At 72.0% G+C, this 24851-nt stretch carries 27 protein-coding genes and 1 pseudogene; 15 read left to right on the forward strand and 13 right to left on the reverse strand.

Annotated elements, in window-relative coordinates:
- Nucleotides 1–154: 154 nt before the first annotated feature.
- Nucleotides 155–922, reverse strand: a complete 768-nt coding sequence (locus ACIGW4_RS20225) for an SDR family NAD(P)-dependent oxidoreductase (protein ID WP_399582055.1) — start codon at nucleotides 920–922, stop codon at nucleotides 155–157.
- A gap of 442 nt (nucleotides 923–1364) precedes the next feature.
- Here ACIGW4_RS20225 and ACIGW4_RS20230 point away from each other — a divergent pair, with 442 nt between their 5' ends.
- Nucleotides 1365–1604 (forward strand): hypothetical protein, encoded by a 240-nt coding sequence (locus ACIGW4_RS20230; RefSeq protein ID WP_123457904.1) that lies wholly within the window; start codon nucleotides 1365–1367, stop codon nucleotides 1602–1604.
- Nucleotides 1604–1981 (forward strand): fic family toxin-antitoxin system, toxin component, encoded by a 378-nt coding sequence (locus tag ACIGW4_RS20235; protein ID WP_359587252.1) that lies wholly within the window; start codon nucleotides 1604–1606, stop codon nucleotides 1979–1981. The genes ACIGW4_RS20230 and ACIGW4_RS20235 overlap by 1 nt, the downstream gene beginning before the upstream one ends.
- Before the next feature lie 69 nt (nucleotides 1982–2050).
- Here the strand turns inward: ACIGW4_RS20235 and ACIGW4_RS20240 are convergent, their stop codons facing one another.
- Nucleotides 2051–2692: a response regulator transcription factor gene (locus tag ACIGW4_RS20240; protein WP_359587357.1), complete on the reverse strand. Its 642-nt coding sequence runs from the start codon at nucleotides 2690–2692 to the stop codon at nucleotides 2051–2053.
- A 50-nt stretch (nucleotides 2693–2742) separates the two neighbouring features.
- Nucleotides 2743–3957 carry a sensor histidine kinase gene (locus ACIGW4_RS20245; protein ID WP_399582058.1) on the reverse strand — a complete coding sequence of 405 codons (1215 nt, stop codon included), beginning with the start codon at nucleotides 3955–3957 and terminating at the stop codon, nucleotides 2743–2745.
- 176 nt (nucleotides 3958–4133) lie between these two features.
- On the opposite strand from ACIGW4_RS20245, the gene ACIGW4_RS20250 reads away from it, so the two are divergent.
- Nucleotides 4134–4631 (forward strand): hypothetical protein, encoded by a 498-nt coding sequence (locus ACIGW4_RS20250; RefSeq protein ID WP_399582060.1) that lies wholly within the window; start codon nucleotides 4134–4136, stop codon nucleotides 4629–4631.
- A gap of 108 nt (nucleotides 4632–4739) precedes the next feature.
- Here the strand turns inward: ACIGW4_RS20250 and ACIGW4_RS20255 are convergent, their stop codons facing one another.
- Complete coding sequence (locus tag ACIGW4_RS20255; protein WP_399582061.1) at nucleotides 4740–5675, reverse strand: LysR family transcriptional regulator; 936 nt, start codon at nucleotides 5673–5675, stop codon at nucleotides 4740–4742.
- A 125-nt stretch (nucleotides 5676–5800) separates the two neighbouring features.
- Between ACIGW4_RS20255 and ACIGW4_RS20260 the strand changes: the two genes are divergently transcribed.
- Together ACIGW4_RS20260 and ACIGW4_RS20265 are read left to right on the forward strand one after the other, a co-directional pair.
- A complete protein-coding gene (locus ACIGW4_RS20260) occupies nucleotides 5801–6307 on the forward strand; it encodes a nuclear transport factor 2 family protein (protein ID WP_399582063.1) in 507 nt (168 codons plus the stop codon).
- 95 nt (nucleotides 6308–6402) lie between these two features.
- Nucleotides 6403–7158: an SDR family oxidoreductase gene (locus tag ACIGW4_RS20265; RefSeq protein ID WP_399582065.1), complete on the forward strand. Its 756-nt coding sequence runs from the start codon at nucleotides 6403–6405 to the stop codon at nucleotides 7156–7158.
- Here ACIGW4_RS20265 and ACIGW4_RS20270 read toward each other — a convergent pair.
- The 5 genes from ACIGW4_RS20270 to ACIGW4_RS20290 all read right to left on the reverse strand — a co-directional run bounded on the left by ACIGW4_RS20270 (nucleotide 7113) and on the right by ACIGW4_RS20290 (nucleotide 12465).
- Nucleotides 7113–8639 carry an FAD-dependent monooxygenase gene (locus tag ACIGW4_RS20270; RefSeq protein WP_399582068.1) on the reverse strand — a complete coding sequence of 509 codons (1527 nt, stop codon included), beginning with the start codon at nucleotides 8637–8639 and terminating at the stop codon, nucleotides 7113–7115. The two genes, ACIGW4_RS20265 and ACIGW4_RS20270, sit on opposite strands and share 46 nt — an antisense overlap.
- Entirely contained in the window at nucleotides 8636–9550 is a 915-nt protein-coding gene (sigJ, locus tag ACIGW4_RS20275; protein WP_123457896.1) for an RNA polymerase sigma factor SigJ, read from the reverse strand. The genes ACIGW4_RS20270 and sigJ overlap by 4 nt, the downstream gene beginning before the upstream one ends.
- A complete protein-coding gene (locus ACIGW4_RS20280) occupies nucleotides 9547–10755 on the reverse strand; it encodes an NAD(P)/FAD-dependent oxidoreductase (RefSeq protein WP_399582071.1) in 1209 nt (402 codons plus the stop codon). Before ACIGW4_RS20280 ends, sigJ begins: the two co-directional genes overlap by 4 nt.
- Before the next feature lie 199 nt (nucleotides 10756–10954).
- Nucleotides 10955–11335, reverse strand: coding sequence for a nuclear transport factor 2 family protein (locus ACIGW4_RS20285; RefSeq protein WP_359587263.1), 381 nt, complete (start codon nucleotides 11333–11335; stop codon nucleotides 10955–10957).
- 80 nt (nucleotides 11336–11415) lie between these two features.
- A complete protein-coding gene (locus ACIGW4_RS20290; protein WP_398712077.1) occupies nucleotides 11416–12465 on the reverse strand; it encodes a mechanosensitive ion channel family protein in 1050 nt (349 codons plus the stop codon).
- 179 nt (nucleotides 12466–12644) lie between these two features.
- Between ACIGW4_RS20290 and ACIGW4_RS20295 the strand changes: the two genes are divergently transcribed.
- The 5 genes from ACIGW4_RS20295 (at nucleotide 12645) to ACIGW4_RS20315 (ending at nucleotide 16905) form a co-directional block, all read left to right on the forward strand.
- Nucleotides 12645–12869, forward strand: a complete 225-nt coding sequence (locus ACIGW4_RS20295) for a DUF6458 family protein (RefSeq protein WP_123457893.1) — start codon at nucleotides 12645–12647, stop codon at nucleotides 12867–12869.
- A 172-nt stretch (nucleotides 12870–13041) separates the two neighbouring features.
- Nucleotides 13042–14661, forward strand: coding sequence for a hypothetical protein (locus tag ACIGW4_RS20300; protein WP_399582075.1), 1620 nt, complete (start codon nucleotides 13042–13044; stop codon nucleotides 14659–14661).
- Nucleotides 14662–15216: 555 nt separating this feature from the next.
- Nucleotides 15217–15351, forward strand: coding sequence for a hypothetical protein (locus tag ACIGW4_RS20305; protein ID WP_399582078.1), 135 nt, complete (start codon nucleotides 15217–15219; stop codon nucleotides 15349–15351).
- A gap of 818 nt (nucleotides 15352–16169) precedes the next feature.
- A complete protein-coding gene (locus tag ACIGW4_RS20310) occupies nucleotides 16170–16577 on the forward strand; it encodes a VOC family protein (RefSeq protein WP_123457889.1) in 408 nt (135 codons plus the stop codon).
- Nucleotides 16578–16659: 82 nt separating this feature from the next.
- Complete coding sequence (locus ACIGW4_RS20315) at nucleotides 16660–16905, forward strand: hypothetical protein (protein WP_123457888.1); 246 nt, start codon at nucleotides 16660–16662, stop codon at nucleotides 16903–16905.
- A gap of 539 nt (nucleotides 16906–17444) precedes the next feature.
- Here ACIGW4_RS20315 and ACIGW4_RS20320 read toward each other — a convergent pair.
- The 4 genes from ACIGW4_RS20320 to ACIGW4_RS20335 form a co-directional block, all read right to left on the reverse strand.
- Nucleotides 17445–18338 carry a GyrI-like domain-containing protein gene (locus ACIGW4_RS20320; protein ID WP_399582082.1) on the reverse strand — a complete coding sequence of 298 codons (894 nt, stop codon included), beginning with the start codon at nucleotides 18336–18338 and terminating at the stop codon, nucleotides 17445–17447.
- Between the two features lie 226 nt (nucleotides 18339–18564).
- The gene (locus tag ACIGW4_RS20325) at nucleotides 18565–18945 is read right to left on the reverse strand and encodes an FKBP-type peptidyl-prolyl cis-trans isomerase (protein WP_123457886.1); all 381 of its coding nucleotides are present in this window, start codon (nucleotides 18943–18945) and stop codon (nucleotides 18565–18567) included.
- A gap of 132 nt (nucleotides 18946–19077) precedes the next feature.
- On the reverse strand, nucleotides 19078–19587 hold the full coding sequence (locus ACIGW4_RS20330) for a hypothetical protein (RefSeq protein WP_123457885.1): 510 nt from the start codon (nucleotides 19585–19587) through the stop codon (nucleotides 19078–19080).
- Nucleotides 19588–19859: 272 nt separating this feature from the next.
- Complete coding sequence (locus ACIGW4_RS20335) at nucleotides 19860–20462, reverse strand: TetR/AcrR family transcriptional regulator (RefSeq protein ID WP_399582086.1); 603 nt, start codon at nucleotides 20460–20462, stop codon at nucleotides 19860–19862.
- Nucleotides 20463–20562: 100 nt separating this feature from the next.
- Between ACIGW4_RS20335 and ACIGW4_RS20340 the strand changes: the two genes are divergently transcribed.
- The 5 genes and pseudogenes from ACIGW4_RS20340 to ACIGW4_RS20360 all read left to right on the forward strand — a co-directional run.
- The gene (locus ACIGW4_RS20340) at nucleotides 20563–21000 is read left to right on the forward strand and encodes a nuclear transport factor 2 family protein (protein WP_398712066.1); all 438 of its coding nucleotides are present in this window, start codon (nucleotides 20563–20565) and stop codon (nucleotides 20998–21000) included.
- A gap of 221 nt (nucleotides 21001–21221) precedes the next feature.
- Nucleotides 21222–22475, forward strand: a complete 1254-nt coding sequence (locus ACIGW4_RS20345) for a hypothetical protein (RefSeq protein WP_399582089.1) — start codon at nucleotides 21222–21224, stop codon at nucleotides 22473–22475.
- Entirely contained in the window at nucleotides 22459–23235 is a 777-nt protein-coding gene (locus ACIGW4_RS20350) for a hypothetical protein (RefSeq protein ID WP_399582091.1), read from the forward strand. Before ACIGW4_RS20345 ends, ACIGW4_RS20350 begins: the two co-directional genes overlap by 17 nt.
- A gap of 299 nt (nucleotides 23236–23534) precedes the next feature.
- Nucleotides 23535–24533: pseudogene (locus ACIGW4_RS20355) on the forward strand (transposase); the annotation flags it as partial.
- A 118-nt stretch (nucleotides 24534–24651) separates the two neighbouring features.
- On the forward strand, nucleotides 24652–24851 hold a 200-nt coding region (locus ACIGW4_RS20360; RefSeq protein WP_399582094.1), incomplete at its 3' end, for an ankyrin repeat domain-containing protein.

Genomic DNA, 24851 nt, shown 5'->3' on the forward strand with positions numbered 1-24851 from the left:
CCGGCGTGTCCCCCCCCCGCCTCGCCGACCCGCCGCTCCGGAACAGCGACGGGCGGGCCGACGGGACGGGAGGCGGTGCGGGCCGACGGTGCGGGCTGACGGGACGGGCTGACGGGACGGGTCGGGGAGGCGGGATCGCTCTCGTACGCGACCGTCAACTGCGCAGGTAGGAGGCGCCGTTGAGGTCGAGGATCGTGCCGGAGGACCATTCGGCGGCGGGGGAGGCGAGCCAGAGCACCGCCGCCGCGATCTCCTCGGCCGACCCCACCCGGCCGAACGGGCTCTGCCCCCGGATCGCCTCACCCTCGGGTCCCTCCAGGCGCGGAGCGACGCGTTCGGTCGCGAAGAAGCCGGGGGCGACCGAGGCGACGGCGATGCCGTGAGGGGCGAGCGAGACGGCGAGCGACTGGCCCAGCGCGTGCACGGCGGCCTTCGTCGCCCCGTACGCCGGATGGTCGGGCTCGCCCCGGAAGGCGCCACGGGAACCGATGTTCACGATCCGGCCTCCCGTGCCCTGCTCGATCATGAGCCGGGCGGCGAGATGACTCAGGTTCGCGGTGGCGAGCAGGTTGACCTCCACGTGCTGCCGCCACACCGCCACCCACTCCTCGTACGAGGTCTCCGGCAGGGGGTGACGGGAGTTCACCGCCGCGTTGTTCACCAACACGTCGATCCCGCCGAGCCCCTCCGCCGCCATGTCCATCACGGCAGCCGCCTGCGCCGGGTTCGCGAGGTCGCCGCCGACCAGCGCGTGCCCCGTCCCGGTGAGGGACTCCAGGCTCACGCGCGCGTCCTCGGCGCGCGAACCGAAGTGGACGGCGACCCGGTCGCCGTTGGCCGCGAACGCCTGGGCCACCGCGCGCCCGAGGCCACGCGACGCGCCACTGACGAGGACGCGCCTGCCTGTTGCAGGCAGATTCATGGAGATTCCTTTCGCACCGCGACGAAGGAGGAGTCCATGCCCCCTGCCGCCCCCTGAGTGTTCGGTCGGACCTTCCGTGCGGCGGTGACGAGGCAGCTCGGCCGGGCACGGAGGCCGTCGATCACTCACAGCGTAGGAGATCCCCGGGACGGATCCGGTCGGGGTCACGCCCGCGGCGCCGGAGGGACGGACACGGCGACGGGTGATCAACTGGCGGGTGACCTGACCCGCGTCTTTACGGGAGGGATGCCGAGCGATCGGTCATGGACAGGTTGATCGACGACGCCGACGACAACACCCGCATGCTCGCCGTCAACCGCCGCCTGGGCTTCCGCCCCCAGCAGATCGTCCACGAGCACCAGCCGGACCCGCCGGACGCCTGACGGCCGCGCCGGGGGCCCGGGCCCTTGGCCCGCGTGGTAACGGCTGTTACCATGCGGGTATGGCGAAGACACAGTTGGGCGCACGCGTGGACGAGGACGTGGCGGAACTCGCGAAGAAGCGCGCCGCCGACCTGGGGCTGAGCGTGGGGGACTACCTCGCCCGGCTCGTGCAGGACGACGCCAGCGGCCTGCGCGCCCGGGCGGTGGACGCGGCCGCCCGCTTCCTGGCCGAACACCAGGCGCTCTTCGACGAGGCCGAGCAGGCCCAGCAGGCGTCCCGGGAAACGCGCGCGGCCTGATGGAACTGCACATCGACGTTCCCTGGATCCTGCAGGTCGCCGAGGCCGCCGGAGCGGACGACCCGTCCCCCGACGACTACGGCGTCCCGGTGTCGGCCGTCGCCCGCCACCGGGCCGAGGTGCTCGAACAGCCGGTGTACGACGGCCCCTACGCCAAGGCCGCCGCCCTGATCCACACCCTGGGCCGGTGCCGCTGGCTGGAACGCTCCAACCTGGCCGTCGCCGCCGCGACCGGCGTCATGTACCTCACAGCGGCCGGCGTCCCCGTCAAGCCGGCCCGCCAGGACGCCCTCGCGCTGAAGGACCTGCTCCTCGACCCCACCTGCACCGCCGGGAGGATCGCCGCCCTGCTGCGCACCTGGCCCACGGCCACCTGACGCACGGGGCCACCCGGCGCACGGGGACGGCCGGGACGCCGGAGCCCTGCGGGCCGACGAGCGGAGGGATCAGCGGTCCGCCACGCCCAGGAAGCGCAGTACCGCCAGTACGCGGCGGTGGTCGGCGTCCGCCCTGGGGAGGTCGAGTTTGGCGAGGATGCTGTTGATGTGCTTGGCGACCGCGCTCTCGCTGACCACGAGCCGGTCGGCGATGCCCGCGTTGGAACGCCCCTCGGCCATCAGGGCCAGCACCTCCCGCTCCCGGGCCGTCAGCCGCTCCAGCGGATCGCTCGGCCGCCGCACCAGCAGCTGGGCGACGACCTGCGGATCGAGTGCGGTGCCCCCGCCCGCCACGCGCCGCAGGGCCTCGACGAACTCCTCCACGTCCACGACCCGTTGCTTGAGCAGATAGCCGACCCCGCTGGTGTGGGCGGCGAGCAGCTCGGCCGCGTAGCGTTCTTCCACGTACTGGGAGAGCAACAGCACGGCGGTCGACGGCCGGTCGCGGCGGATCGACAGCGCGGCGCGCACCCCTTCGTCCGTGAAACCGGGCGGCATGCGGACGTCCACCACCACGAGGTCGGGCCGGTGTTCCTCGACCGCGGCCAGCAGCCCCGGCGCGTCCCCGGTCTCGGCCGCCACCTCGAATCCCGCCATCTCCACCAGCTTGACCAGCCCGGTCCGCAGCAGCACGGAGTCCTCGGCGATCACGACGCGTCTCCCGTCCGGCTCCGCACGGTTCGGGTCGGACGCGATACGGCTCAAGTCGGGCACGGCAGCTCCACGCTCATCATGGTCGGGCCCCCCACGGGGCTGGTCATCCTGAAGGTTCCGTCCACGGACCGCACGCGCTGGGCGAGCCCCCTGAGTCCGCTGCCCTTGGACGAATCGGCGCCGCCCGTACCGTCGTCGGCGATCACCACGCGCAGTATCCCGCCCAGCCGGGTGACCGTCACCTCCGCCCGGGTCGCCTCCCGCGCGTGCTTGGCCACGTTCGTCAGCGCCTCGGAGACCACGAAGTACGCGACCGCCTCGACGGCGGGGGCCGCCCGCCGCGGCAGATCCACCCGCAGCCGTACGGGCAGGGGAGCCCGGGCCGCGAGCCCGGACAGCGCCGCGTCCAGCCCCAGCTCGTCCAGTACGGCGGGATGCAGCCCGCGGACGAGCTGGTCGAGTTCCTCGATCGCCTCCTTCGCCTCCCGGTGTGCCGCGTCGATCACCTCCAGCGCCTCCGGCGGCAGATCCTTCAGCGTCGCCCTGGCCAGGCCCAGATTCAGCGCCAGCGACACCAGACGCTGCTGGGCGCCGTCGTGCAGATCCCGCTCGATGCGCCGCCGTTCGGCATGCGCGGCGTCCACCGCACCGGCCCGGCTCTCGGTGAGATCGGCCACCCGCCGCGCCAGGTCCTCGTTCGGGTCGGGTCCCAGCAGACCGGGGGCCAGGTGCGCCTCGAAGCGGACCAGGGCAGCGGCGAGGGCGGGGACGGCGGCGAGCACGGCGAGACCGGCCACGGTGACGTAGAACGCCTGGGTGGTGTAGCCGGGATGGTCGATCCGCCACTGCCGGGGGACCGCCCAGACCCACCCGTACACCGTGGCGGCGGCCAGGCCCGTCGACAGCGCCGCGAGCAGAAGCGTTTCGAGCCCGCCGAGCAGCAACCCCGCCGGGCAGTGATAGGCGAACTGCCGCCAGGGCCGCCGCCATCCCGGACGGGCGATCTCGATGCCGAGCAGCCGCCGGAACCGCCGGCGCTGGGCCGCGGTCAGCGCGGGCCCGGTCGGCACCACCAGGACCAGGGCCACCCCCAGGAGCACCGGCGCGCTGTCGTCCTGCCCCTCGACGACCTCCCAGACGAGGCCGTAGACCATGAACAGCAGGAAACCCGTGAGGAGATGCAGCGGCACCCCCAGGGCGAGGAACGACGTGTCGCGGGTCAGGCGACCGAGCGCGCGTCGGGTCGCGGGCGGGAGCTTCATGATCCAACACTAGGCGCCAGCCACTGCCGCCTGCCATGAAACCGCTGCCCGGAAAGGGGGTGCAACCAGCACCACCCCAGGACGGACAGTGGTGTTACCGACTTCCGCCGACGGAAAACGCAGGGTGGATCACGAGCCCGACGGCCGGGTTCATGACACCGGAAGAGACCTCCGCCATGACCCACGTCGCCCTCGGCGCCCCCACCCGCAGCCGCCCCACGGCCGGCTCCGCGCCCCGCGGCTCCTCCCGCCCGACCCGCGCCGCCCGTCGGCAGGGACGCGTGCTCATGGGCGCGGGCCTCGTTCTGCTGCCCTGGCTCGGCTACCTCGCCGCCACCCTGCCGCCCGCCGAGGCCGCCGCCTGGGTCACGCTCGACGCTCTCGAGGCCGCCGCACTGATCACCGCCGGCAGTCGTCTGCTGCACGGAGACCACCGCCACCGCGTGCCCGCGGCCGCCGCGGCGCTGCTGCTCGTCGCCGACGCCTGCGTCGACCTCGCCACCGCGGCCCCCGGCGCGGAACTCGCCACCGCCGTCGTCATGGCCGTGGTCGCGGAAATCCCCCTCGCGGCCCTGTGCGCGATGCTCGCCGTGCGTCCACCGCGCGGCGCTCACCCGGCCGCCTCGCCGCCGCCGCTCCCACCGACGGCCTCATCGGTCTCGGTCGGCGGGTGACGGGGCAGCGTTCCGATCGAAGGCACCTGTGCGCCTCCACGTCTTGGGATCGAAGGCACAAGAGGGAAGGTGCCGCGGAATCTCCAGCGATGGCCGGTCTCGGGGCCGTCAGGGAACCGGCGCAGCGGGCGCCTGCACCAGGTCGAGAGCCGCCTCGCCGAAGGCGCGGACGCGGGCGGTCGCGCCGTCGGCGAGCCACACCAGGCCCCACTCCACCGGCTCGGCATCCTCGAAGGGGACGTAGACGACGTCGGGGCGGGCGAAGTAGCGCCTCGCGTGGGCGCCGACGGTGAAGACGCCCTCCCCGGCACCGACGAGGGTCAGCACCTCGTTGAACGTCCGGGCCGACGGGCCGGGGACGACCGGCCTTCCCGCGATCGGCCTCCCCGCCGGCGTCCGGTCAGGTGCCCGGTCCGGCGTCCGGTCCCGGCGCGGGGGCTCCGGCAGCGCCTCGGGGATCCGCAGCACGGTCACGCGCGCCAGGTCTTCGACGGAGACGGTCGCGCGGCGGGCGAACGGATGCCCCGCCGGGACGGCGAGCATCCGTGCCTCCCGCACCAGGACCGGCCCCATGACGACGCCCTCCCCGTCCATCGGAAAGCAGGTCAGCGCGAGGTCCACCTCGCCGTCGCGCAGCCACGGCAGGACCTCCGGCAGGCGCGCTTCCCTGATCTGGACCTCGCAGTCGGGATGCCGGGCACGGAACGCCTGTGTGGCCCCGACCAGCAGCTGGCCCGCCGCCGGTCCGTTGAAGGCGACCCGCAGCAGCCCGCTCAGGCCGCGCCCGGCGTCGACGGCCCGCTCGAAGGCGTCGGTGATCCGGGACCAGGCGGGCCGCATCTCCTCGTACATCTGCCGCCCCACCAAGGACAGTTCCACCCGGCGGCTGGTGCGGTGGAACAGCGGGACGCCCGTCCGGCGCTCCAGCCTGGCGATGGTCTGGCTGATCCGGGCCGTGGAGACGTGCAGCCGCTCGGCGGTGCGGCCGAAGTGCAGCTCCTCGGCGAGCGTCAGGAACGCCTCCAGCTCGTGTCGCTCCAGCATCCCCGACCCCTTTCATCGTCAACCGGGGCTTAACGACCTTTGCGTAGGCGCGCATTGATGCCCCGTCCGGACCACAGCAGGATCAGAGGTGTCGGAAGGACCCCTGACCCGCACAGGAGAACATCATGTACGTCACCCACGAACGCGCCCTGACCGCCCCCTCGCACGACACCGCCGCGGTCGTCGCGGAACTCCGGGACCGTACGGAGATCATCGACGCCCTTCACCGTTTCGCCCTGGGCCAGGACCTCAAGGACAAGGAGCTGTTCGCCTCGGCCTTCGCCGCCGACGCCGAGCTGGACTTCCGCCCGGCCGCCGCCAAGTGGGGAGCCGAACCGCCGCTGATGTCCGGACGCGACACCATCGTCACCACCGTCCTGGCCATGTTCACCGGCCGCGTGGACACCACCCACCAGGTCACCAACGCGCGGATCGCCGTCGACGGCGACACCGCCCGGCTGACCGCCCTGGTGGAAGCCCAGCACCTGCTCGTCGCCGACCCGGCCGTCCACGCGCTGCTGAAGAACCCCTACGCCGTGGACCTGGCCCGCGACGGAGACCGCTGGGTCATCCGCCGGCTCCGCATCGACAACACCTGGTACACCGGCGACCCCACCGCGATCTTCGGCTGATCCCTCAGGACCGTCCCGGTCCCCACCCCACGGCACTCCATGGCACCGAAACCCTGCACGACCACCCCTCGAACTCCCCCCCAGGAAGGCGCGACATGAAGTTCGCAGTGATCGGCGGAACCGGACGGATCGGCTCCAAGATCGTGGAAGCCCTCACGGCGGCCGGGCACGAAGCGGCCCCCCACGCCCGTTCCACCGGAGTGGACCTCCTGACCGGCGAGGGCCTCGCCGCCGCCCTGGAGGGCGTCGACACCGTCATCGACGCGACGCAGTCGCCCACGGCCGACGACGCCTCCGCCGACTTCTTCCGGGCCGCGACGGGCAACCTCCTCGCCGCCGCCGGGAAGGCCGCCGTCCGCCATGCCGTCCTGCTGTCCGTCGTCGGCGTGGACCGGGTGCCCGACCTCGGCTACTACCGGGCCAAGGTCTTCCAGGAGGAACTGTTCGCGACCGGCCCGGTCCCGTACTCCATCGTCCGCGCCACCCAGTTCTTCGAATACCTCGAAGAGATCATGTCCTGGACGACGGAGGGCACCACCGTCCGGCTGCCCGCCACCCCGCTGCAGCCGATGGCCGCCGCCGATGCCGCCCGGGCCGTCGCCGACGTCGCCGCCGGCACCCCCCTCCACGGCATCCGCGACGTCGCCGGCCCCGACGTCCTCCCCCTGGACGAACTCGGCAGGGTCACCCTCGCCGCCCGTGGCGACGGCCGCCCCGTGGTCACCGACGACACCGCGGGACCCTTCGCCGCCGCATCCGGAAACGCCCTCACCGCGACGGACGGGACGCACCTCGCCCTCACGGACTACCGCAGCTGGCTGGCCGACCGATTCCGGTCCGGCGCCGCCTGATGCGGCCGACCGGACCCGCCGACGAGCGGACCGGCCGGGCCGAACCACCTCGTCAGACCGGTCCGCAGAGCGTCCGGGTCCGGCCGCCCGCCGGTGCGCGTGATCCAGGCGACGTATCCGTCGGGACGGATCAGGACGGCGTCCGCGCCGGGATCGGAGCCCTCGGCGGGACGGGCGCGGACGAGATCGACGCGGTCCGCCCAGCCGGCCGCGACGGCGTCGAGCGACGGATGGCCGGCGAGGTCCAGCAGCACCGCGCGGGCGGAGTGCAGCAGGTCGTACACCCGGCCGCGGTCGAGGGCGAGGTCCGGGACGCGCCGGCCGAGGAGTTCGCCCGTCCCCTCCATCGGATACCTGATGTCGGTCGCCGTGGTCATACCGGCCAGGCGCAGCCGCACCCGATCGATGCCGACGAGGTCGCCCAGCACCTCACGGAGGGCGGAGGTGTGAGCGTCCACCCGCCACAGTGCCGTCTGGGCGCGGGTGTTCTGCAGGACGCGGGCGGCCACCGGGTGGCGTTCGGACTGGTAGGTGTCGAGCAACCGGTCCGGGGCCTGGCCGCGGACGACCGCGGCGAGTTTCCAGCCGAGGTTGACCGCGTCCTGCACGCCCGTGTTCAGGCCCTGGCCCCCCGCCGGGAAGTGGATGTGCGCGGCATCGCCGGCGAGGAGGACCCTCCCTTCGCGGTACGAGCCGGCCTGGCGCGCCGCGTCGCCGTACCGGGAGATCCAGCGCGGCGAGTGCATCCCGTAATCCGTGCCGGCGATCTTGACCAGGGCGTCGCGGAGAACCTCCAGGGTCACCGGTTCGTCCCGGTCGGCGACATGGTCGAACTCGTTGGTCAGGACCCGGAACCAGTCCTGGCCGAACGACAGCACCGAGAAGGTGCCGTGCTCGCGCCGCTCCTGGAAGATGTCGCCGGAGGGTGGCTCGGCGAGCTCCACGTCACCGAGCAGAGCGGTCATGGTGGCCGGGGTGCCGGGGAAGTCGACGCCCGCGAGCCTGCGCACGGTGCTGCGGCCCCCGTCGCAGCCGACGAGGTGGTCGGCCCGGACGCGCGACCCGTCGGCGAGCTCCACCGTGACACCCCCTCCGTCCTGCGTGAACCCCGCCACCTCGGCGCCGCGTCGCAGCCGGACCCCGACCTCCGCCGCGCGCTCCGCCAGCAGCCGCTCCACCTCGCTCTGCGGGATGACGAGGAGGTACGGGTGCCGGGTCGGCACGTCGGACACGTCGAGCCACAGTCCGGAGAAGTGCACGTTCCGCCTCCGCCGGCCGCGTTCGAGGAAACGGTCGAGGATGCCCCGCTGGTCGAGCGCCTCCAGCGTGCGGATGTGCAGCCCCCCGGCCCGCGACTCCCTCGTGCGGGGCTCCGGGAGGCGTTCGACCACGAGCACGTCGACCCCCGCGAGTCCGAGCTCGCCCGCGAGCATCAGCCCGGTCGGCCCCGCGCCGGCGACCACCACCTGCGTCTCGGTCACGTCGACTCCTCGCTCGTCGCGTATCGGCTGATCCGACGCGGGACCGCCACCGCCAGGAGCTTGTCCGGGTTGCGGACGGCGTAGAAGTGAGTGATCCGCCCGTCGGCGATCTCGAGCAGGAAGACGCCTTCCAGACGTTCCCCGCCGAGGACGAGGGCGGGCGCGTTGTTGCAGTTGACCCTCTCGACCCTCAGGTCCACCAGCCGCTCCCGGCGGAACAGGCTCATGAGGACCGCGGCCACCTTCTCCGCGCCGACCACCGGACGGCGCGCCGCGGTGGCCTTGCCGCCGCTGTCGGCGGTCCAGGTGACGTCCGGCGCGAGCAGCGAGAGCAGCCCGTCCAGGTCGCCGGTGGCTGCCGCGGCCATGAACTGCTCGGTGATCCGCGCGGTCGTGGCGGCGTCGACGGGTTCGAAGCGCCTGCGCCGCGCCCGGACGTGCTCGCGGGCACGGTGGGCCACCTGACGTACCGCCGGCACGGTCTTCCCCACCGCCGTGGCGATGTCGCGGAACTCGAAGCCGAACACCTCGCGCAGCACGAACACCGCACGCTCGTCGGGGGAGAGCGTTTCGAGCACCACGAGCATCGCCATCGACACCGACTCGGCGAGCAGCACGTCGGCCGAGGCGTCGTCCTCGGCGAGCAGCAACGGCTCGGGCAGCCAGGGGCCGACGTACTCCTCGCGGCGCCGCGCGCCGGTCCGCAGGGCGTTGAGCGCCTGCCGGGTCACCAGCTGTGCCAGATACGACTTGGTGTCCCGCACCGTCGTGAGGTCCACTTCGGCCCACCGTAGGTAGCTGTTCTGCAGGACGTCGTCGGATTCGGTCGCCGAGCCGAGGATCTCGTAGACGATCGTGAACAGCAGCGGCCGCAACAGGGTGAACCGCTCGGCGTGTTCCTCGGTGCTCACGGGGAGGCGACCTCCCCCGCGGAGGAGGCCGTTTCCGCGGGGGAGACCGTCCCCGCGGGGCGCGGGCCGCCCTTGGGCCAGCTCATGGAACCCGGCTTGTCCGCCTCGCGGCGGATCCGCTTCGCCACCACGAACCTGCAGGTCACCTCCTTGATCGCCGCACCCATGCGGCCGCCGATGTAGAGATTCACCGCGGTGTCGTCCTTGCGCGCGAGCTGCCGGATGCCGGCGCGCCGGCCGAGGCTGACGCACGCCCCCGTGAAGGCCAGGTCGATCACCGCCGGCTCGGTGCCCGCGATACGGCTCACCACGGTGTCGGCTGCCCGCGCCCCGAGCGGCCCGGCGGCGTAACCGCTCATCCGCAGCGGCTGCCCCGACGGCGCGGCGGCGTCGCCGGCCGCGACGATGCGGTCGTCGTCGACACTGGTCAGCGTCTCGTCGGTGAGCAGCCGGCCGAGCGCGTCGGTGCGCAGCCCGCTCGCCGCCGCCAGGTCCGGCACGCCGAAACCCGCCGTCCAGACGGTCAGCGCGCTCGGACGCACCCCGCCGTCCGCGAGGACGACCGCGTCCTGCCGCACCTCGCTCACCGCGGCGGGCCGGAGCACGGAAACACCGTGCCGGGACAGCCATGTGGCGATGTACCGGCGGCCGGACGCGCTGAACGTCGGCGCCAGGGCACGGCCGCACACCAGCGTGACCGCGCGCCCCCGCTCGACCAGCTCGGCGGCCGTCTCGATGCCGGTCAGCCCGCCGCCGACCACGGTGACCGGCGCGTCGAGGGGCAACGCGTCCAACCTGGCGCGCAGCCGCCGCGCGGACTCGAACTCGGCGATTGACACCGCGTGCTCGACCGCGCCGGGCACCGACGCGGGGGGCTCCCCGGTGCTGCCGACCGCGTAGATCACGTAGTCGTACTCCAGTGCGCGTCCCGAGGCCAGCCGTACCGTGCGGGTGTTGGCGTCGATGCGCGTGGCGCTGTCGACGACCAGCTCGATGCCCTTGCCGAGCAGGGTGCGGTAGTCGATCGTGGCGTCTCCGGTACGGGCCGCGAACTGGTGCAGCCGGATGCGTTCGACGAACTCCGGGCGCGGATTGACCAGGGTGACGGCGACGTCGTCGCGCGTCCGCAGGCGATTGGCCGCGAGCGTTCCGGCGTAACCGCCGCCGAGGACCACGACCTTGTGGAACGTGTTGTGTGAGGTCATGCCCTCAGGACACCGCTCATCGCCGAGACGTGACATCATGCGACGTGACGGGCGTCACACCGCTCATGGGGCGTGGACGTCCGGAGCCGGGAAGGGGCGGCACAGGGCGATGGCACCGCCCAGTGCCGCGCCGTACCTGACGGGACTCCGCCGTTCGCCACGGACGCGCGACGCCCTCACCACCCGGCAGGACACCCCCCTAGAACATGGTGTTGTCGTTCTGGGAAGCGGACGGGACGACCTGGAGGACGTCCCAGTGTTCGACGATCCTGCCGTCGGCGTCGAACCGGAAGATGTCGATGCCGGCGTACTCCTCGTCGGGCCAGATCTGGCGACAGTGCAGGACGACGTGGTCGCCCTCGGCGAAGGCGCGCTTGTACTCGACGTGTTTGCCCGGGTACTCGGCGGCCATGCGCTCGAAGTAGTCGACGAAGGCCTGCTTGCCGTCGCCGACGTGCGGGTTGTGCTGGATGTACGTGGCGCCCACGTACCGGTCGACGGCTTCGGCGGGGCGGCACTGGTTGAACATCAGGTCGTAGAACGCCTTGGCCGTGGCCTTGTTCTTCTCCGGGTCGCTCATGACGCCACCGTAGGTCCACCGGCCGGGCACGGCGCGGTGAGCGCGTCGAGCAGGTGGCGGGCGTCGTCCGCGTACCCACGTCAGGACCGTGACGCGTCTACCGCCGGGGCGGTGACGATGCGGGGGAGGGCGGCGGGGTGTTCCCGCGTGAGCCAGGCGACGAGTTCCTCCCGGACGGCGCAGCGGGTCGTCCACAGGTCGTCCGCGTCCTTGGCGGTCACCAGGGCGCGCACGGTGATGCCGGTCGGGGAGGTGTCGGTGACGGCGAGGTCCCACGCCCGGCCGTCCCAGCCGGGGCAGAGGTCGAGGAACTCCCGGAGGTGGGCGCGCATCAGCGGGACGGGCGTGGAGTGGTCGCAGTGGACGAACACCGTCCCCGTCAGCTCGTTGCCGCCGCGCGACCAGTTCTCGAAGGGGCGGGAGGTGAAGTACGAGACGGGCAGGGTGACCCGGCGCTCGTCCCAGGTCCGGACGGTGAGGAAGGTGAGGGTCACCTCCTCCACGGTGCCCCACTCCCCGTCGACGACCACGGTGTCGCCGATGCGGACCATGTCGCCGAAGGCGATCTGGAAACCGGCGAAGAGGTTCCCGAGGGTCGACTGCGCCGCGACGCCCGCGACGATGCCGACGATCCCGGCCGAGGCGAGCAGCGACGTGCCGAGCCCCCGGAAGGAGGGGAAGGTGACGAGCGCGAAGGCGGCCGCGATCACGCCTATGGCCACCGACACCACCCGCGTGAGCAGCGTGACCTGGGTACGGACGCGACGCAGCCGTGCCGCGTTGCGCGTGCGTCCGGCATAGCGCGCGTACGAGGACTCGACGACGGCCGAGACGAAGCGGACCGTCAGCCAGGCGCCCCCTCCGATCAGGCACAACAGGAGGAGGTGGTCGAGCGCTTCGGCGTGCGCCAGGAGAGGGGCCCAGTCCGTCGCCCGGTACGACCACCGGAACACGGCGCACAACAGGACGACGTACAGCGGTGTGCGGCAGCGCCTCAACAACCCCCAGAGCGGGGTGTCGGGCCGGCGCGCGTCCGCGTACCGCGCGAGGAGGTCCGCCGCCCGGCCGACGGTCAGGGCCGCCAGCGTCGAGCCGCTGAGGACGATGGCCAGTCGAACAAAGCTTTCCATGACTCCCCAGTCGGTGAATGGAATCCGGTACCCCTTCTCGCCTCACCGGCAGCCTGCCCGGCAAACACACACCGTCGTCGTGGCACCGGAGGACCCGGCGGCGACCACCGCCGTCGGCCGGGGATGAGATCGGCGGGGCGGGGTACCCGGAACCCGTTCGATCCGACAAGGGAGGAACCGTGGGTCTGGGAATCTGCATCATCCTGATAGGCGTGGGAGCCATCCTCACGTTCGCGACCGATTGGCAGATGGACGGGGTCAACCTCGACCTGGTGGGGCTGATCTGCATGGCCGTCGGCATCATCGGCACGGCCGTGTACACGAGCATCCTGCGCCGCCGCCGGATGGTCGTCCCTCCGGTCGCCCCGACGGTGACCGAGGACGACCGCCGGGACCTCCTCTGAGGCGACGACAGGCCGGGACCGCCGCATCGGCCCACGCTCGTCTGCTCGTCTGCCCGTCTGCCCGCCCGGCCCGTGCGAGACCTGACGGGCCCCATCGGGCGCAGGCCTCGCTGAACACGCGCCGTCCACACCCCGGACGCCGCGCCGCCCGGTCGTGGCCGATACTGCCCGCATGGGGGAACACGACACGGCCCGGGCGCGTCTCCGAGCCGCACTGCGCGCCGACGACCCGTGGTCCGCGCCGCACGCACTGAAGACCGACCGGCCGGACCGCCTCGCCGAGGCGGCCGAGGAGCTGTACCGATCGGACACGGACAGGGCCGCCTTCGGCAGGTACCTCACCCGGTTCCTCGGGACCCTCGGCGATCCCGGCGACGCGGTGCTCCTGCGCCTGTTCGCCGAGCCCGTGTTCCCCGCCGACGACCGTCGGGACCTGCTGCGGACCGCCGTGGCACGCGGGCTGCGGCTGCCGGCCGAACTGTTGCGCGCGTACGCGGACCCCACCCCGCCGTCCGACGGGAAAGAGGCTCGCACCGGCCACCCGCCCGCGCCCGGACTCGTGGACGCCATGGGGCTCTCCGGCGACCTGTCCTTCGCGCCGCGCCTCGGCGCCCTGCTGTCGGATCCCGCCGCCCCGCGCGGCCGCGCCGCGCTCGCGCTGGGCCGGCTCGGGGCGCGCGAGTGGACGGCACCGATCGCCGGGCGGCTGTCCGAGGTGACCGGCCTCGACCACACGGCGTTCACCGTCGCCCTGGAGCTGATGGGCGACCCCGCCGCCGTACCGCACCTGCTCCGACGGCTCGCCGAGAGCGACGAGGAGCGGGTGTACGACGTCCACCACGCCCTCGTACGGCTCACCGGCCGCGACCCGCTCCTGCCGGAACGGCCGAGCCGGACGGAGCACGCGGCGGCCGTACGCGCCGTCTGGGCCGACGGCCGCACCGAACGCGCGCCCGTCGCGGTGCGGAACCTCGTCGTCGGGTCCGGGACGCGGGCCCGGTTCTCCGTCGACGGAGGCGCGGGCCGGATCCGGGTCGCCTTCGACCCGCCGTCGCCCGGCTCCTCCTGGCCGCGCTGGGACCGGTCGCTGACGTTCGACCGGAAGCCGCTGTACCGGGTCGGCTCGTCCTGCGGCACGTGCGAGCTGGGTTTGACGCTGCTGGACTGGCCGGACGAGGAGGCGACCCGGATCGCGGCCCGCATGCGCGGGCGGCTGGCCGCCCTGGACCGGCTCGACACCGCGCTGTTCCTCGAATGGAGCCCCGTGCTCGGCGAGTTGGAGACCGGTCACTACCACGCCCTCCTGCTCGACCTCCCGCTGGAGCGGGTGACGGAGCCGGCCCGGTCCTGGTGGTACCGCCGTGTCGCGACCCGGGCGGAGGAGGACGGCGACGACTCCGCGTACGACGACCGCCCCGAGGACCACTGGCCCGGCGTCGCGCACTTCCAACTCACCACGCCCGTACCGGGCGGCCGGGTGCCGCGCACGTACGGCGCCGTCCTGCCCTCGCAGCCGCCGGAGGCGCTCGACCCCACGACCGTCGCCCGGCACGCGGCCGCACTGGCGGCCGGAGAACGGCCCGCCGCCGTGGTCCTCGGCTGGATCGACGACCGGTACGTGGAGGCCCGGCACGAGGAACGGTGGCTGGTCGGCGCGGTACTGGACGGCCATCACCGTCTCACCGCGTACGCGGCGGCCGGCCTCCCGGCCCGGGTGCTCTTCCTCGCCCGGGCGGAGGGCGGCGCGGAGGGACTGGAGGAGGTGGCCGCCGCGTACGGCTGCCGGGCCTGACCGGACGCCGGACAACGTCCGCCGCCCCCCGCCATTGCCGCGCCGGAAGATCACGCAGGAGCCGCACGGCCGCCCCGCACATCGGACGGTCCCCTGCCGGAACCGCCGTCGCCGCTGCCGGACTGAGCCGCATGGCCACTGCCCCGAACGCCCCGAGACCGTCGATGCGCGAGCTGATCCAGCGACGCAGGCGCGCCGAGTTCCTGGGGCGCGGGGCCGAACCCGGCACGTAACGCCGGAACTTCGCCCTGGGGACCGAGGACCCGGCGTACCGCTTCCTCTTCCACGTCCGCGGCAACGCCGGCACGGGGCCGAGTCCACCATCGGCGGCGACCCGACAGGACAGGACGCGCCCTCTCCGGCCGCCCGCGCCACCGCTCAGGCGGCGCTCACCGGCCCGGGCATGCTGCCGGTCGTCGGGCCGTTCGCCGGCGCGCTCGATCCCGGCCGGATCGCGGAGGGCGCCGACCGGCTGGGCCGACCTCGTCGTCGACCTGCCGCTGGCCCCGTTCTCCGAGGCGGAGACCCGCAGCTTCCTGAGCGGTCGAGGGGGTGGTGGCCGAGCCCGTGGTGCGGGACGTGCTGCGGCTCTCCCGGGGCCTGCCCGTCCTGGTCTCCACCCTGGCGGAGAGCGCCGCGCAGGCCGGCGCCGTCGACGACCCGGCACGACGGCGGTCGAGCGGTTCCTGAAGTGGGAGAGCGATCAGGTGCGCCGGGCGACGCCCCTCGCCGGGGCGCTGCCGCGCCACCTGGACGCGGACGGCTTCCGGGCGGTGGCCGACGAGGCCGGCGCGGACCTCTTCGGCTGGCTGAGGGCCCTGCCGTTCGTGGACGTCCTCGGCGGCCGGGCGCGGTACCACGAGGTCGTACGGGCTCCGATGCTGCAGCGGACCACGTCCGCCGACCGCCGGCGGGCCGCGCACGAAGGGCTCGCGCGGTGCCACACGGCCCGACGAGGCCGGGAGCAGGGGCCTCACCCGGCACCTGCGCTGGTCCGGGGAGGGCTGGCGGGCGGCGCGCCCGGAGGAGGCGTACCACCTGCTGTGCGCCAACCCGCGCGAAGCGCTGCCCGCGGTCCTGCGCGACGGCATCGACGCCTGCGACGAGGGACCCGAGGCGTCCCGCCGCTGGGCGGGCACCGTCGCGGCGGCGGGGGAGGACGGCGACGCGGCGCTCGCGGACCTGGACCGGGCACTCGGCATGGACCCGGACTGCGCCGGGGCCAGGGCGCGACGGGTCGAGATCGAGGAGGCGAGCACCGGACCGAGGTGAACGCGGAGCCTGGTGCACGCGGCACCGCGCCACGCTTCGGCCGTACCGCAAGCCGCAGAGGTCCCGGAGCCGGGGTCGCCGACGCATACGCACGACTTCGGATGCTCACAGGTCCCGCAGACACCGCGTCGAGCCGCCCCTCACCAGAGGGGGTCACGGGCATCGCCCACGCCCGGACGACGGCAGAACGACAACTCCCCTTGTCTGCAAAGGGCGTGAGCGGGCAGACGCAGATTATGACCGTCTCCAAGACCGCCGTCCTCGTCCTCGACAGCACCGACCCCGAACCCCTCGCCCGCTTCTACGCCGAGCTGCTCGACGCCACCGTCGAGCCGAGCGGTGGAGACCCCGACCTCCTGCTGGTCTCCGACGCCACCGGAATCGTCCTGGGCATCCACCGCGACCCCGGCCACGCGCCGCCGAGCTGGCCCAGGCCGGACGACTCCCAGCAGGCCCATCTGTGGATCGTCGTCGCTCCCGACGCGCTCGACGAGGCCGAGCGCGAAGCGGTCTCCCTGGGCGCCCGCCCGGTGACCGCCGAACAGAACGGCACCCGGACGGACCGGCGCACCGATGCGCGCCGCTACATGGATCCCGCCGGGCACACCTTCGTACTGGCCCCCGTACGGGGTGTTTCACCCTGACAGCGAGGGGCAGCAGCTCCCCATGCCGGCCCCTCCGCAGGAGGCGGCCCGCACGAGACACCGCACGCGACAGGAGGAGACCATGGGCCACCACGAGCGCCGACGCACCCTGCCCGCGGACAGGCCGCCGCGAACCACACCCTCCGAAGCCGTCGGCGAGAGCGGCGACGCGGAGGCGCGCCGAGAGGCCGAGGAGGCGGAACAGAGCCGCCGGGGCGAGGCCGCGGACGACGAACGCGGCATGAGCGCCAAGCGCCAGTCCCCGGGCCTGGGCCGCGAGGAACAACGCCGCCCGCTCGGACGGAGGGGCGAAGCCGAGGGAAACTAGGGCGCCTGCCGGAAGGCCTGGGCGGACCGGGCGGCGCGTGCCGGAACGACGCCGTGACGCGGAAGATCAGCAAGGCAGAGGACCCGCCGTTCCCAGGACGGTCAGGTCAGGCCGGACCGGCCCCGCTGGAGGCCCCGCACAGAACCGCGCCCGCCGGCTCGAACAGAGCGCCCGAACGAGCGGTGAGACAGGAGTGGAACTCGCTCCGGAACGACGTTCAGGTCCCGCGTGACCGCATCCATCGCCTCGGCCAAGGCCTGGAACCGGGTGAGGGGCCGCTGCCATATGCCGTTCCGCTGCCCTCGGCGAAACGGATCGTAGGCCCTGACCCCACGGCCCGTACCCGTCGGGCACGCCCCGCCAGGGAACACCGGTCCGGACCCGGAACCCCGTCGATCAACCGGCGCCGCGGCCACGCGGGCGGCGCCAGCACGGCATCCTCCTCCCGAAGCACGCACCGCGCGTCGGCATGGACCTGGACGCCGGCACGGGCCTGGGCGTCGCCTCCCACCAGGGAGGCGACGCCCAGGCCCGGCCCTTCACGCCCCGCCGCTCCTGCCGACCCGTTCGACCGGGACCCACAGCTGGGAGTCCGTCTCCGTGCCGATCTCCACCGGCTGCGTCCGCAGCAGCTCCGGGCCCGGACGGCTCACGTACGGGTTCGAGGGGAACCACTGCGTGAACACGTCCCGCCACAGCTCCTGGAGGGCGCTCGGATACGGCCCGTGGTTGTCGAAGACGGCCCAGGTCCCGGCCGGCACGTCGAGCGCGTCGAGCTCCTCCGCGGCCGCCTCGGGGCCGGTGGCCACGCCGATCCAGTAGTCCACCTCGGCGCCCTCCTCCCGGCTGTCGGTCAGGTGCACCACCGCCGACAGGACCCCCTCCGGCTCCCCGTCGGCCAGCTCCTTCATCCGTACGATCGCCTGCTCGTCCAGGCTCTCCACGTGGGCCGCGGCCGCCGCGTTGACCCCCTCGTGGACGAGGGGGACCCGCGCCTTCCTGCCGACGACCCGAAACGCTTCCTTCTCGACGATCCGATACCGCATGGTCGTGCTCCCTTCGACGACGACACGGAAGGACATGCGCGGCTGTGCCGTGAGCGTCGCACCCGTACGCCGGGCCTCGCCCGGTCCGATGCCGTGCACCGACCGGAACGCCCGGGCGAACGCCTCGCCCGAGCCGTACCCGTACCGCACGGCCACATCGAGCAGCGTCCGCTCCCCGCCCAGCACCTCGGCCCCGGCGAGCGTCATGCGCCGGCGCCGCACGTACACGGAGAGCGGCATCCCGGCGAGCGCCGAGAACAGGCGCCGGAAGTGGTACTCCGACGTCATCGCGATCCGGGCGACTTCGGCGACGTCGACCTCCCGGTCGGCCTCCGTCTCGAGGCGGCGTTCGATGTGGTCGAGCGCCTGGTTGAGCTGCTCCAGCAAGGGTGCGTGTCCTTCCTCTGATGTCTTCACCGTAGGAATCACCACCCTCCCGGGACCCGATGATCCGTGCCCGGAACGGTCGGGTGGCCGACCGCGTCACGTACCGGAGCGTCGGGATCGCGCCGACTGGTGGTGGAGTACGTCGCGTCGACTGCCACGCGGTCTTCGTACGGCGCCGGGACGACCGGCCCCGCCGCCCGCACGGCGGGCCGGGCAGTAGCGGGCCTCAGACCGCGACCGAGAGCAGATCCACCACGAAGACGAGCGTCGAGCCCGCCGGAATCAGCGGCGAGGGCGACTGGTCGCCGTAACCGAGGCGCGGGGGAACGATGATCTCGCGCCGCCCGCCGACCTTCATCCCTCTGATCCCGCGGTCCCAGCCCTTGATGACCCTGCCACCGCCCAGGGCGAACTTGAACGGCTGGTCCCGGTCCCAGGAGGCGTCGAACTCCTTCCCGGACTCGAAGGTGACCCCCACGTAGTGAACCCGGACCACCCTGCCCGGCTTCGCCTCGAGCCCGTCCCCGACGACGAGGTCGCGGACGGTCAGCTCGGTGGGGGCGTCACCCTCCGGAAGGTCGACCTCGGGCTTCGTCGGTTCACTCATAGCAGCCTCATTCACTTTCCGCCGGAAGCCCTCGTACGGACCAGCCGGCGCATGGTCGCTCCATGCGGTGGACCATCACGCTACCGAGGAGGCCGGTCCCCCGGAGCACGGCCCTCGGCGTGACCGGGAGCGCTACGTCTCCGGTGTCGCCATGACGAGGCCCGAACTGACCGGGTGCTTGTCGTCGACGAGCACGAGCCGGTTCCTGGCCCAGGTGTCGAGCCGACCGCACGCCGAAACGGGGTCGTAGGCGGCGGTGGGCAACTGGGGCACGCGCTTGCGGCCGGTGTCGTCGAGCCGGTAGGGCACGTCGAAGGCCGTGGCCCAACCCTCCAGGTCCGCGGCGAAGCGTGCCTCCGCTTCCGCCGGACCGATGCCCAGGTACTGACCGATCTCCGCCCAGGAACTGCCCCGCTCCCGCTCGTAGGTCACGGCCGAGACCAACGCGCGCTCCGCGAGTTCGATGAGCTGGAACGCCTGGCTGACCCGGCCCCCGGGGCCGGTGTCGGGGTCGTTCCCGGTGGCGACCAGGCCCGCCGCGCCATCGGCGACAGCCGCGGCGTGATCGCACAGGGCCAGGCGTGCCAGCGCCTGGCGGGTGAATCGGGCACGGTCGGCGTCGTAAGGGGTGGTCTCCGTCACCCGACCAGGCTCCCAGGCGGGGCCCGCGTCGGGTAGTCGGGCGCCGTCGAACGCGGCACCGGCGCCAGGTGATCAACCACACCTCCCAGGAAGGTCGGGCCGCTGCCCGCGGCTCAGTACGCCGGCCCGGCAGTTCTTTCTCACGTCGCCGGATGCCGAGCCGAGCACCCCGCCGAGGGTCCAGCCGGGGGCAAGAATCCGGGCAGAGGCAAGGATCCAGGCAGGTCAGACCGGTCTCGTCGAACCGGTGGCCCGCGTCGCGGACGATGTCCTCACCGGCTCCCGGGGTGCGCCCTCAGCCCGTCACGGACGACCGCTCGGGCGCGCTTCGCGGACTCCGGGTGGCCGTCCAGGTGCTCCAGCATGCGGCAGGTGCCCACCAGGATCGCCGTCAGCTCCGGCACCTCCAGGTCCCGTCGCACCACGCCGGCCTGCTGGGCTCCGTCGAGGAGGGCGACGAGCACCTCGCGCAGGGCGCGCCCGGCCTCGGAGGTGGCGGCCCGGACGTCGACTCCCGCATCCGAGAGCGCCGCGGCGAAGGCGTTCTTGACGGGAGACTGATCCAGTACGAGGTCGAAGAAGGCGAAGAGGGCGTGCTTCGGCCCGAGTTCGGTCAGCAGGCGGCGCCCCTCCTCGGCCAGCCGTTGCAGTCGCCGGACGAGCACCGCTTCCAACAAGGCTTCCTTGGTGGGGAAATGCCGGAACACGGTGGCGATGCCGACCTTCGCCTCCCGGGCGATCTCCTCCGTGGAGGCGCCGGTGCCCCGCTCGGTGAAGACCGCCTCGGCGACCTCCAACAGCCGTGCGCGGTTCCGCCGGGCGTCGGCGCGAAGGGGCTTCGCGCCCGTGTCGGGGGGAGTCTGTTCTGTCGTCACGTGAGCCTCGCCATGCCTGGACAAACGGAGTGGCCTATCCGTATCGTCAGAACCGGAGTCGCCTATCCGATTATAGGCGGCGGGATCATGGAGGTCAGCCGTGTCCGCACCAGCTACGCCCCGCGAGATCTTCGGGAAGTTGACGGGCCTCATCTCGGCGGGCAAGTGGAGCGAACTCCCCGAGCTCTACGCGGAGGACGCCGAGGTGGAGATCGTCTTCTCGCCGGTTCCCCCTCGTCGCCTCCGCGGCCGGGCGGAGCTCCGCAAGCGCTTCGAGGCTCTGGGGGCCTCTGACGCGATTCGCCTGCGTGCCGAGAACATCCGCGTCCACGAGACGGGCGACCCCGAGGTGGTGATCGCCGAGTTCGACTACGAGGGCCTGTATCCCGCTACCGGCCGCACCTTCCGCACCGCCAACATCCAAGTGCTGCGTGTCAGGAACGGCCTGATCGTCGAGACCCGCGACTATCACGACCACCTCGCCTTCGCCGCGGCGGACGGGCGCGCGAGCCAGTTGCTCGCCGCACTGGACCGGTAAGGGGGAGGGGGAGTGGCGGTGCTGCTCGCCGTGCAGGTGAACGGGCGCGGCACCGTACAGCGAAACCCGTTGCCCGCTGTCGAGCCACCGTGAGAGGATCAAGGTTCAGCGGTCCGTCCCCTTTCGATCACGTCTCGCAACGCGAACGAAAGAGTGCGGGCCGTTGCCGTGTCCACGATTTCGAGGAAGCCCTCAGGGTCGGCGAAGGCGGGTACCGTTCGATGTGTACGACGGAACTGGCAGAGGCGTGCATCGACGATGCGAACAACACTCTGGTCGCGCCTTCACTGTTGCATGACGACGAATCGATCAGGGACTTCTTCGGGACCGTCGTCACGCCGGAGGACCTTGCTTCCGGTTCGACCGACCTCGCGCGGAAGACCGTCTACCTGTGCGGCGACATGTCCAGGGTCAGCAGTCGCCAACTGAGTACAGCTGCGCGGGTGTTCGTCATACGGGAGCTGTCCCACGGCTACCGCGAGGACGGCGACGAACCCTGGACCCCCGTCGACCTCGGCCGGGTTCCCCTCCGCGTACACGGCGTCGGTGTGTACTACCGCCGATTTTTCGAAACCGACGCCGATCACTTCGGGCGGATCCGTGCGGAGCACGCGTTCCAGTCCCTGACGGAGTCCACCAAGCCCGGAACGGCCCATCGCAGCGGAATCTATTTGACACCCGTCACGCGAGACGGGGACGAACTGCATTTCCGCCTGCTCCGGTGCTCCACGAACCTTTCGGGGCCGACCGAGAACTTCCGCCCGATCGACACGCACATCGTCGAGGAGTTGAACCGCGAGGCGGCCACCGTCTTCCGCGGCCAGGCGCCGCTGAATCACGTCCTCGCCCAGATCTACCACAACACCCTTGCCACGGCCGAGCGCAAGCAGTCGAAGGCCAAGATCTCGGCCCACGCCGACAAGACCAAGGACATGCCCGTCAACGGCATCATGGCCTTCTGCACCTTCTACGACCGGCTCGACGGACTGCGGCCCCTGGCCGAAGACGCCTTCGACCACGGTGTGAAGGGCGTCAGCGGTCTGACCAAGCTCCACTTCCGCCTCAAGGACACGGCCGAAGAACGCGACGGGAGCGCGCTCCCCGCTCAGTTCAGCCTGACTCTCCACCCCGGCTCCGTGTTCTTCATGCCGCTGTCCACGAACCGTCTGTACACGCATGAGGTCCGGCCCTCGACGCTGGGAGCAGAGTCGCTCCCGACGCGCCTGGGGTACGTGGTGCGCTGTTCGAGCACCGAAGCCGTCCACAAGAACGGCCACACCTTCCTCAAAGTCGCCGAAGATGCCGCTGGAGATGCCGCCGGAGCCTCGGTGAAGCTGGAGCCTCCCACGCCGGCCGGCATGGACGAGCTGCGCAGGCTGTACGCAGAGGAGAACCGGTCCTCCTCCTTCATCGACTACGGCGACAGATTTCCTTTCAGCATGAACACGGGAGATTACCTTGCCCCTCGGCTCTAGGATCCCGGACGGGATCCTCTCGTACGTTTTGCCGACCGAGGAGAACCTCTTCGCGGAGCTGTCCGCGTCGACTCGTCTGGAAGACGTGGGAAAGGGTCGGCGAGGCGCTGCGCTCACCAGGATCGACGAGACGGGTGGTGTCCCCCTCGTACGCACCACCACTCGGTACAGCAGCCCGACGCAGCGCTTCCAGGCGGTGCATGAACGACTGGCGCGACAGGTCCAGGAGCGTGCGGATATTTCGGTCGGTTTCAACAACGCTTTGATCGAGACCTACACGAACGCCTACACCAGCATGGGCAGCCATTCCGACCAGGCTCTCGATCTGGCCGACGAGTCATTCATCGCCGTCTTCTCCTGCTACCAACACCCCGACGCAAACCCGCCGAGGAAGCTGGTCTTCGAATCGAAGGGGTCTGATGGCGAGAAGTTCGAGATCCCCCTCGCCCACAACAGTGTCGTCGCGTTTTCCGTCGACCTGAATCGACGCCTCAGGCATAAAATCGTCTTGGCCGCGCCCGCCCGGCCGGCGGACACCCAATGGCTGGGTGTGACGTTTCGAACGTCAAAGACTTTCGTTCGGTTTCGTGATGGACGTACGTACCTTCCACAGGGTGTGGTCCTCACGTCGGCCGACGAGGAGCAGAAGCGGGAATTTTACCGACTGCGACGCCGCGAGAACAACGAAACGGACTTCGTCTATCCCCTGCTGACGTACACCGTCAGCGAGAGTGATCTGATGCCACCCGTTTGCCCTTGAGGGCTTTAATCCCCAGCAAGGGCCCACAGTCTGCCGATTCAACCAAATGAGATGACTTCTCAGGTGCGGCCGAGAAGTGCGTTCCGCGTAACCCGGCGGGTGGATCAGAGTAGGTGACGCTGATTCGGCGTGCTGGGCCGTCGACTCGGATCCCCTCCCGTAGGGGATGACGATCTGTGGATGCCCGTCGGGCGCGGTATGGCAGCGGTAGTGGTTGTGGGTGTGGAGGAAATCTGCCAGGGCTTCGGGCCGCCCCACATTCGAGGTGCATCGAGGACGGCAGCTGTCCGGTGCGGGGCCGGCTGGAACGGTCGGCGAGGCCCGTGTTGCCTCGGGCGGCAGACGGCCGTCTGGTGTTGGCCGTGGACGTATCACCATGGCTGCGGCCGGACGCCGATACTTGCTCGGACCGCTCTTTCTGTCACACCTTCGGCAGGGGTGAAGGCAAGCACCAGATGGTGCCCGGCTGGCCCTACTCGATTGTCGCCGCACTGAAGACGGGCCGAACCTCGTGGACCGCACTGCTGGACGCGATTCGGCAGGGCGGGCGTCCGCCCAAGCACGGGGGTGAGTTCGTCTTCGGCCGGCCCGATAACTGGGGCGAAGTCGCCGCGGTGACCATGGCCAACACCGACCGGTATGGAATTGCGAACGCGCAGGCGTGGGACCGGCTCCACCCGCGCTTGACTCGTCGGGCGGCATGGACCGACCACGAAGGTCCGCTGCGGATCATCGAGGGCACCATGATCCGGTTGACGGTCGCGAAACTGCCCAGCGGCGGGGTGAACAAGCCCGTCTGGCTCTGGTGGTCGCGGACCGACGCCCGCCCCGAGGATGTCGACAGGTGCTGGCAGGCGTTCCTGCGCAGGTTCGACGTCGAGCACATCTTCCGCCTGCCGAAGCGGACACTGGGCTGGACCCGGCCCAAGATCCGGGACTCGGGAGCGGCCGACCGGTGGACCTGGCTCGTCCTGGCCGCACACGATCAGCTTCGCCTTGCCCGTCCGCTCGCACGGGATCTCAGCCGACCGTGGGAGCGACTGGCGGAACCGAACAGGCTCACCCCCGCCAGGGTTCGGCGCAGGTTCAGGAACTTGCGCGCGAAGACCGGCACACCAGCCGGTGCACCAAAAACCACCCGGCCCGGCCCCGGCCGACCACCCCGATCGAAGAACCGGCAACCCGCCACCCACTACGACGTGGGACGCGTCCTCGCCACCGGCGCGCCCTACACTCGACCCGCCCGCCACAAGCAGGCCACCAAACCCAGACGCGTCGCGGGAAAAGACGACGGCTGAATCACACGGTCACGGGCCGACGTACTCGAAGACGCCGCCGTGCGGATGTCGCAGCACCGCACGACGGCCGTTCGGGGGGCCCCTATCTCCTTCGTCAAGCTCGGAGAGGATGGGCGCCATGGTGGATGTGGGTCAGGGGCTGGACTGGATGGGTCGATCGGCGGTGCATTACTGCGCCGTGCAGGGAGACGTTGCTGGCCTGCGGGAGGCGCTGGCGGGCGGGGCGGATCCGGACCTGGCAGACAAGGCAGGCATGACGCCGCTGCATTTCGCCGCGCAGTCCCAGAGCGCGCCCGCGGCTGAGTTGCTGCTGGCGGC

Origin of the sequence: Streptomyces sp. NPDC053513 (assembly GCF_044544765.1) — a bacterium.
GTDB classification, from domain to species: domain Bacteria; phylum Actinomycetota; class Actinomycetes; order Streptomycetales; family Streptomycetaceae; genus Streptomyces; species Streptomyces litmocidini.

Excerpts from the sequence above, each read along its gene's own strand:
- ACIGW4_RS20225 (WP_399582055.1), bottom strand. The coding sequence starts at position 922 with ATGAATCTGCCTGCAACAGGCAGGCGCGTCCTCGTCAGTGGCGCGTCG.
- ACIGW4_RS20230 (WP_123457904.1), top strand. The coding sequence starts at position 1,365 with ATGGCGAAGACACAGTTGGGCGCACGCGTGGACGAGGACGTGGCGGAA.
- ACIGW4_RS20235 (WP_359587252.1), top strand. The coding sequence starts at position 1,604 with ATGGAACTGCACATCGACGTTCCCTGGATCCTGCAGGTCGCCGAGGCC.
- ACIGW4_RS20245 (WP_399582058.1), bottom strand. The coding sequence starts at position 3,957 with ATGAAGCTCCCGCCCGCGACCCGACGCGCGCTCGGTCGCCTGACCCGC.
- ACIGW4_RS20250 (WP_399582060.1), top strand. The coding sequence starts at position 4,134 with ATGACCCACGTCGCCCTCGGCGCCCCCACCCGCAGCCGCCCCACGGCC.
- ACIGW4_RS20255 (WP_399582061.1), bottom strand. The coding sequence starts at position 5,675 with ATGCTGGAGCGACACGAGCTGGAGGCGTTCCTGACGCTCGCCGAGGAG.
- ACIGW4_RS20260 (WP_399582063.1), top strand. The coding sequence starts at position 5,801 with ATGTACGTCACCCACGAACGCGCCCTGACCGCCCCCTCGCACGACACC.
- ACIGW4_RS20265 (WP_399582065.1), top strand. The coding sequence starts at position 6,403 with ATGAAGTTCGCAGTGATCGGCGGAACCGGACGGATCGGCTCCAAGATC.
- ACIGW4_RS20280 (WP_399582071.1), bottom strand. The coding sequence starts at position 10,755 with ATGACCTCACACAACACGTTCCACAAGGTCGTGGTCCTCGGCGGCGGT.
- ACIGW4_RS20285 (WP_359587263.1), bottom strand. The coding sequence starts at position 11,335 with ATGAGCGACCCGGAGAAGAACAAGGCCACGGCCAAGGCGTTCTACGAC.
- ACIGW4_RS20290 (WP_398712077.1), bottom strand. The coding sequence starts at position 12,465 with ATGGAAAGCTTTGTTCGACTGGCCATCGTCCTCAGCGGCTCGACGCTG.
- ACIGW4_RS20300 (WP_399582075.1), top strand. The coding sequence starts at position 13,042 with ATGGGGGAACACGACACGGCCCGGGCGCGTCTCCGAGCCGCACTGCGC.
- ACIGW4_RS20310 (WP_123457889.1), top strand. The coding sequence starts at position 16,170 with ATGACCGTCTCCAAGACCGCCGTCCTCGTCCTCGACAGCACCGACCCC.
- ACIGW4_RS20315 (WP_123457888.1), top strand. The coding sequence starts at position 16,660 with ATGGGCCACCACGAGCGCCGACGCACCCTGCCCGCGGACAGGCCGCCG.
- ACIGW4_RS20325 (WP_123457886.1), bottom strand. The coding sequence starts at position 18,945 with ATGAGTGAACCGACGAAGCCCGAGGTCGACCTTCCGGAGGGTGACGCC.
- ACIGW4_RS20345 (WP_399582089.1), top strand. The coding sequence starts at position 21,222 with ATGTGTACGACGGAACTGGCAGAGGCGTGCATCGACGATGCGAACAAC.